Genomic DNA, 7,279 nt, shown 5'->3' on the forward strand with positions numbered 1-7,279 from the left:
ATCTAAAAACCTTGTTGGGTAAGACTTTTAGACTTTTTGTCAATCAAAAAGTACCAGTTCTGGGAGTGATCGGGGGGAAAATTCCGGGACTTTTTCTCTGAAAATTAGGTAATTGACCCCCTCAGAATCGGTAAAAACCTACACCCCACACCCCACACCCCACACCCTACCCCCACGAAAAACTTTTTGCCGCAAACCCTAAATAATTGACCACCCCTAAATTAATACGATTGTACTATAGTTGCCTCAAAAAAATTCCGTAAAAGGTCAAGAGGGCAAAAGAGCAAAGAGTCAAAGCCCTGGGGAGACACACGCAACCCGAAAACCGAGGTCGTTGAAGTCGTCGCGGCGGTAGTAGTCGAAGTCGCGGAAAGCGGAACGGCAGTAATCCGGATAGAAGCACCAAGAACCGCCCCGCAATACACGGTTTGGTCTATCTGTCAAGAGTTTTTTTGTACTAATTAATAGGCTTTGATAACGATTATCATTATTGTTTTCGTCCCAAACGCTTCCGTCTCTCGGCGGCTCACCTTGATAATTCTCGTGCCACGGATCTAAACACCATTCCCAGACATTGCCGTGCATATCGTACAGCCCGAAGGCATTGGGGGGAAACTGTCCCACGGGGGTCGTTTGTTGTCGATATTCTCCCTTTGGTTCGTCAGCGTAGGTTCTGCTGGCATTGTAGTTGGCTAATTCCCCGGTAATGGTTTCCCCAAAGTGAAATGGGGTGGTTGTCCCAGCACGACAGGCATATTCCCACTCCGCTTCGCTGGGAAGTCGGTATTCTTTCCCTGTCAATTTCGATAATCTCGCGCAAAATTCGACGGCATCATACCAACTAACTTGTTCTACGGGTCTATCCCAGCGCGTCGGTGATCCCCCTCTAGCTCCTTCAAAAGGGGGGGAATCGGAAGCCCCCCTTTTTAAGGGGGGTTTGGGGGGATCTTTAAAGTAAGAGGGATCAGGGTCAAGGTCTTTTTCTACTTTTAAATCCGTGCGGGAGGCAACTGCTATCCACTGGGCCTGGGTGATGGGATAACGCCCCATGTAGAAAGAGGAAACGGTTACTCGGTGTTGTGGTCTTTCCCTTCTAAATCCTTCCCAACCAAATTTTTTCACCAGTCTTTCGATTTCCTCGTCTTCCGTTCCCATCGTGAATGTGCCGCCGGGGATTTCCATCAATTCCAATTCGACTCCCTCGGCTAGTTTTTGGACAATGCCTTTTGCTTGCCTTTTTTCCTTTTTAATTACCCATTTTTCTCGTTTAGGAAATAATCCCGATAGACGAGACTGACGTTTTATGGTTGCTACGATAAATTCAAAGGTACGGGTTTTTAAGGGAGGTTCCGAGGGTTTAGGGATTGGAAGGGGATTGGAGATATTAACGGCGATTTTTTCGGCGAATTCTGCGTATTCTCCCCCCAGATTGCCTAAGACTTCGATGCTGACTTGAGCGAAGGGAAGAATTTTTTCTCTTTGTTCTGGGGGATAGGTGGGTAATAGGGTTAATAAAGCGGCAAAACTGCGGATAGGACTTTTAATTTCCCCAGCAATATATTGGGAAATAGCATCGAGTACCTTGATAGTTTGTCGCCTACCGATAGCATCATTTAAGACTTGACGTACCCCGGGCAAAAAGTCATAGACTCGATACTGTCCTTCTTCATTTTCTACAATCGGTTTTAATAGACCTCCCATGTAGAATTCTGCCACATGAACGGGACGCACTTCGTTTAAAAGAGTTTTACGAATAAGATTGACCACCTGCATACTTACCGGGGCAGCTGCCATCATTTTTGCTAATTTTTTGGCTGGTTCTGAAGCGGTGGCAAAAAATCGCTCCACCATTGCCTCGGCTTTATTTTTGATGCTGTTTTTATCTTCGCTGTCTTGCTTATTTTCCTCTCTGGATATAGGGGGAATTTCAATAATTTGTTGTTTAATAAATTCTAAATCAAATAAAAAAGCGGAAATCTGAGCATTACCTGAACCAGCGACAACTTTTGCCCATTGCTTGAGGACTTCTATTTCTAACGTGATTACGGGAATAAGAAGGGTATTTTGCCAGTTAATCGGTAGCCATTGGGGATAATTTTTTAAGATTAATTTCGGATTGGGAACACCAGCAGTTAAAGCAGTGGTAAAGAGTTTACGTCCCCGTCCTAGTTGGGTACTATTCCATAATCTTTCGGGGAAAAGTTGCAGAATAGCGGTGGGTTGTTTTTCCGACCAATCTTTTAGCCAAGGATGAATTAAGGCTTTTTGCCAGAGAGGAGAAACACAATCACTTACTAATAAAACTAATCCCTGTCCCCTGGGATGAATAAGTTCTTTATGGGAGTGATAACGTTGTTGAGGTTTAGCTTTTTTTCTGCGTCTTACTAACTGTAATTCTTGATTATTTGAGGTTGATAGTTGCCAAACTCTGACGTTTTTAAATGCTCCTTGATTTTCTAAGAGATTTTGTAACTCATTAATTAATTCTCGCCAAATAAAAGAGGATCTAGATTCTTCTACTACTAATTCGAGGGTTAACCAGCGTTCCGGTTGGGGTTTAGTCACAGGTAGCCAAATATCCCTTTCTGCAATAAAAGAAGCGGTTGCTTCTTCATCTAGAATCGTTTTAGTTGCTGAGGGAACTTTTCCCATGAAAGGACGCAAAGCGCGACTAATCGGGAGTGCTGTCTGTAGTGCCGCGGCAGCAGGAACTTGAAAAGGAAAGCCTTGGATTGGGGTAGTTTTCTCTATTTCTTGGGGGAGAGATTCTTCGGTAATAACATCGATATTTGGCTGAGATTTTGATAGGTTATCTTCTGGAATGTCCTCTAAATTTTTCTCTATTTCATTAGAAGTTGATGAATCTATTGGCTGTTTATTTTCTGGATTTCTTGGGGGTGGTTGCAAGTCTTCAACTCCCATTTGTAGGGCCAACCAGATGCTATCAGCTACATCTTCATCACTGAGTTGTAACCGTTCGATTAGTCCTGTTTGCTCTAGATAATCTAATAGTTTTTTAATTGATGAATTAGATGGGGATTCACTCATCTTCTATCGTCCCCAAATCTTTCAAAAGTTGACTAATGAGGTCATCTTGAGTTGATATAGCTCCTTTTTTGACCATAAAAATAGCATTAAGTAATTGATCCGTAGCTAGGGTTTGTGAATTGCGCTTTTGAATGAAGTTATCAATCAGTTTATCGATGTCTGGATTGTTAGTAATTGTTTCTTCTAAATGTGCCTCGATTATTTTAATTAAGTCGGGTTTCTCTGGCTCTTTCATGGTTAAACGGAGACAACGACGCAAAAAAGGTGCAGGAAAGTCTCGTTCTCCATTGCTAGTTAAAATCACAAAAGGAAAAGCCTTACAGATAACTAAACCATCTTCTATAGATGTTTTTATATCTTTCTTGGTAATGTCGGTTGTATCGGTATAAGCAGTTCGGACATCAACCCTTGGAACTTCTTCTTTTAGCCTAACTAATTCGGGGATTTCAAAGCGTCCTTCTTCAAATAAGGTGAGTAAATCATTGGGTAAATCGATATCACTCTTATCAATTTCATCAATTAACAGTATTCTTGGCTTTTCTGACTCTAATAATGCGGTTCCCAAGGGTCCAAGGGTAATATATTTTTCAATCTGTTTTAATTGGTCTTTTCGTTCTTCTGGGGTTAATTCTTTTTGCTGTCGTTCCAGTAATTTAACCTCCTGTAACCGACCGATCGCATCATAGTTATAAAGTCCATCTTTTAGGGTAGTATGGGTGGTAATAGGCCAGTATAATACTTCTCCTAATTTTAATTCCTGGGCGACTTTATAGGCAAGAGATGACTTTCCTGTTCCGGGTTTGCCAGTTACTAATAAAGGTCGCCGTAAATACAAGGCTGCATTGACCATTTTTATTTCTTCGTCGCGCACTAGAAAGGTTTCTCCCCGATGCTTACGACGACTTTCTCCCGGTTGCTTTTCTTTGCCAAAAGGTCGCCAGCTGGGGGGTTCTGGTAATGTCCAAGCGTCTGTGGGTTTTTGATTTCCTGTAAATTTTTTCCAGTCTGTCATAGTTTAATTTATGGCATCAAAAGTGGATAGTTGGGGGGAACAAGCTGATAGTCATCCCAAAGTAATGATAGATGATTCCCAATATGATTATCTTCTAACCAAGCGACGGAACGGTTATTTTTAATTATTTCTGGTAATTTTTCTAGTGGACATTGACAGATAGGGTCTAATTTTTCCTGACAATTAAGTTCTTGGTTGGCATCGGGTCGTATCCACAGAGATAAAGGGATTCCAGTTTCGTATAAAATGGCTAGAATATTTTTTAACTCTAAGGAGTTTTCTTGACTGAGATTAGTTAACCTTGAACCGATAACATTGTTAAATTTATGATATTTGAGTATTTTATTCGGATGGTCATTATTGGCCAGAGTTTTTTTAAAGATAATTGCTTGCTGATTGTTTGATTCGATCAGTTCTTGGATTTCTTCTTCACATTTTAAGATTTGGGTCAAATTTTGCTGCTGTATATTCCGAAAAAGTTGGCATTTTTTGATCCATAAATAGCTTTGTTGATTTTTGATATTTTCGGCTGTTATTCGTTCTGAAAATCTCATGATTATCTCATGATCGATTCCCCAATGATGGGGATCGCAGCCTGTAGCTATTGCCACTTCATGAATTGAGAATAAATCAATCGGTTTAATCTCTTTTTCAATAAATCTATAGGGTAGAAAAAATTGAACTTTTTCTAGGGAAGATTGACAGATATTTTCTGATTCTCGTTTAAATTTTTTCAGGTGATTAATCAATTCATTTTCTTGGAGATGATTACCCAGACTTATTCCTTCATTGGGGGTTAAAGATTGATATTCTCCACGTTTTTGAGGTTCTTTTTCTGTGGGATGATAACTGTTGATATCTTTAACAATCCAAGCTCTCAGCATTAAAGATTTGTTTTCTTCTGTAAGGCTAACAAATAAGCAGGGATTTTTGTCTGTTGATTTTTGAGAAACATTTAGCGATCGCTGCTGGCGATTATTTTCTAAAGTATTGATTAAAACTTCCCATTTTGTTTGATATTTTTTTAGCCATTCTTTTAATAACTTTGCCAGAGCATCTGTTGAGTTTAACTGAATAACTAAATAGCCAATAAATATTTCTAACCAAGAAAATTTTGATTGAGAAGTATAGGTAAAATGTCTTTCATCTAATTGATAGATTATTTCTATAAAATCAGACCAAGAGAAAGGAATTTTTCTAGGTAAATCCACTAAATTATCCCTCACTTCAATTACTAAATTTTCATAAGCTGTATTAAGTTGATCTTGATAATTCTTGTTTTCAAATACACATCTAATCCAGGAGATAATTTCAGGTATTCTTCCCTCTACTCGTGCTAAATCTAGCAACCTATCCCAAGCTTTTAAAAGAACATTAGTAGGAATAAAAAATGCAGATTTTGCAACCAATTTTTCCTTATCAGCCATTACTGCCATCCCCACTACTCCCCCCAATTGCTCATCCCAGATAGCTGTCCCACTAAACCCACCTTCTACAGCATATCCCGTGCTTTTATTATCTTCTATCTGAATTTTGTTGTTAGCAATATCACCTTGTATCTTACCATCAGACCAGACACCTTCGTTTCTGGAAAAACCATAAGCTTTATAATTATGATCAGATAAATCTCCTATTTCATAGGTAATTAAAGAAACTGGTTGAGCTTGTGAAGGAACTGAATCTTTTAATTTTAAGATAGCAATATCTTGGGGATCATTGCTGTTAATTTTAACCGGATACCAAACCTCTACGGTTGTTTTTAAAGATGTACCCGATGCAATTATCGGAAAATCACACTCAATAATGTCAGTGGGTTTCTTAGTAGATGTAACTATTAATCCTAAAGATTCATTAACAACATGAGCGCAGGTAATCAAGTATTCTGATGATATTAGAAATCCTGCCCCAACAATTTCTATTTTATCATCTTGATTTTTTCGTTGCTTATAAATTCTGACCACAGAAAATTCTAGAGATGCAACCATTATTTCTATCTAAGTCCTCATTGAGTAGATGATTGCTTATTTTTTTCCTTGTTATCCCATTTTAGGGTAATTTCATAATTAACATCGGCACTGCCAGATGCAATAATAGCCCCTAGACCAACAGTCATTTTTATCCCGAGTTTTACCTCTACCTGATCAGGAGGTTCATTCAAACTTTTGACCTTATTAATTATGGCATTTGCCACCGGTTTTATCCCATTTAATGCGTCTTCAAAAGATTGAGTGGCTTTAACAGCTATTTGATCTGTTCGACTAATAAGTTCATCTTCTGGTTTCGGTTTGGGTAAGGGTAACTTTTCATCCACCTCGATGTAAATAGTCCCCTCCTCTGAGGTAAATTCCACTAAACGAGTCATAAAAATTCTCCTGTTTATTTTATTGCGTTTGCCCAGACTTAATCAATCACAACGCCATCTTTTTGGCCTCATACCTAATTATATCTCTTTACCAAGTATTTGGTTGAAAGTCAGCATCATTAATAATTGCCACCGTATCCCCAGAGGGTTTAATCACAAATAGACCTTTTTTATAAGCATAGCGATCTACACCTTTGTTAATTTCAATTCCCGCCACTGCACCGTAAGCTCGATAGTTTTTGTAATGGGGAAAAGCGATTTTAAAACGAGTCAAATTTTCGATAAATTCATCCACATCATCTTTAGATAATCTAGATTTACATTCCACCACCACGAGTTCTGTATCATCCACCGCTAGTATATCAATTTCCATGGCGATGCCCTGACGTTTGACTCTGGCACGGGGATAAACTTCCTTAATATCAATGCCTTTCTCCTGAAAAAGCCGTAAAACCGCCGGTTCTACCAATTCTTCCACAAATCGACCCCAGGGAGTGGTGAGACTATCTACCGCTTTGCTGGTTCGTTCTACGGTGCGTTTCAGTTCTGCCATCGAGCGCTCGACTTCGGCGGCCCGGCGATCGCTTTCTAATTTCGCTTCGGCAAAAATACGTTCCATTTCGGCCCGAGGAAGATCGCTTTCCCTTAAACGGCGATCAAACTCCTCGGCCGAAGCGCGGAATAGCTGGTAAATATCCTCAAGGGTTACAGGTTCACTCATCGAAAATTTTGGGTCTGAAACCCCGTCGTTCTACGACGGCTTTACCGTTAAATACTAGCGCATTTACCAAATATATGCTAAAATGTGAGACATGGAAAAAGCCTACTCGTTTCGATTTTACCCCACACCCGAACAA

6 protein-coding genes are annotated in these 7,279 nt (G+C 39.6%); 1 reads left to right on the forward strand and 5 read right to left on the reverse strand.

Annotation, left to right across the window (positions count from 1 at the left end; all coding sequences use genetic code 11):
* Window positions 1-291: 291 nt before the first annotated feature.
* The 5 genes from IM479_RS04415 to IM479_RS04435 all read right to left on the reverse strand — a co-directional run bounded on the left by IM479_RS04415 (window position 292) and on the right by IM479_RS04435 (window position 7,143).
* Entirely contained in the window at window positions 292-3,048 is a 2,757-nt protein-coding gene (locus IM479_RS04415; RefSeq protein ID WP_287699260.1) for a formylglycine-generating enzyme family protein, read from the reverse strand.
* The gene (locus tag IM479_RS04420; protein WP_287686314.1) at window positions 3,041-4,060 is read right to left on the reverse strand and encodes an AAA family ATPase; all 1,020 of its coding nucleotides are present in this window, start codon (window positions 4,058-4,060) and stop codon (window positions 3,041-3,043) included. Before IM479_RS04420 ends, IM479_RS04415 begins: the two co-directional genes overlap by 8 nt.
* Before the next feature lie 8 nt (window positions 4,061-4,068).
* Window positions 4,069-6,045: a VMAP-C domain-containing protein gene (locus IM479_RS04425; RefSeq protein ID WP_287686315.1), complete on the reverse strand. Its 1,977-nt coding sequence runs from the start codon at window positions 6,043-6,045 to the stop codon at window positions 4,069-4,071.
* A 17-nt stretch (window positions 6,046-6,062) separates the two neighbouring features.
* Window positions 6,063-6,422 (reverse strand): CU044_2847 family protein, encoded by a 360-nt coding sequence (locus tag IM479_RS04430; protein ID WP_287076199.1) that lies wholly within the window; start codon window positions 6,420-6,422, stop codon window positions 6,063-6,065.
* Between the two features lie 88 nt (window positions 6,423-6,510).
* Window positions 6,511-7,143, reverse strand: a complete 633-nt coding sequence (locus tag IM479_RS04435; RefSeq protein ID WP_287686316.1) for a DUF3782 domain-containing protein — start codon at window positions 7,141-7,143, stop codon at window positions 6,511-6,513.
* A gap of 91 nt (window positions 7,144-7,234) precedes the next feature.
* On the opposite strand from IM479_RS04435, the gene IM479_RS22520 reads away from it, so the two are divergent.
* Window positions 7,235-7,279, forward strand: a 45-nt coding sequence (locus IM479_RS22520; protein ID WP_353737100.1) for a helix-turn-helix domain-containing protein, incomplete at its 3' end; no start/stop codon positions are given.

Source organism: Microcystis sp. M165S2, assembly GCF_020245885.1.
Taxonomy (GTDB): Bacteria; Cyanobacteriota; Cyanobacteriia; order Cyanobacteriales; family Microcystaceae; genus Microcystis.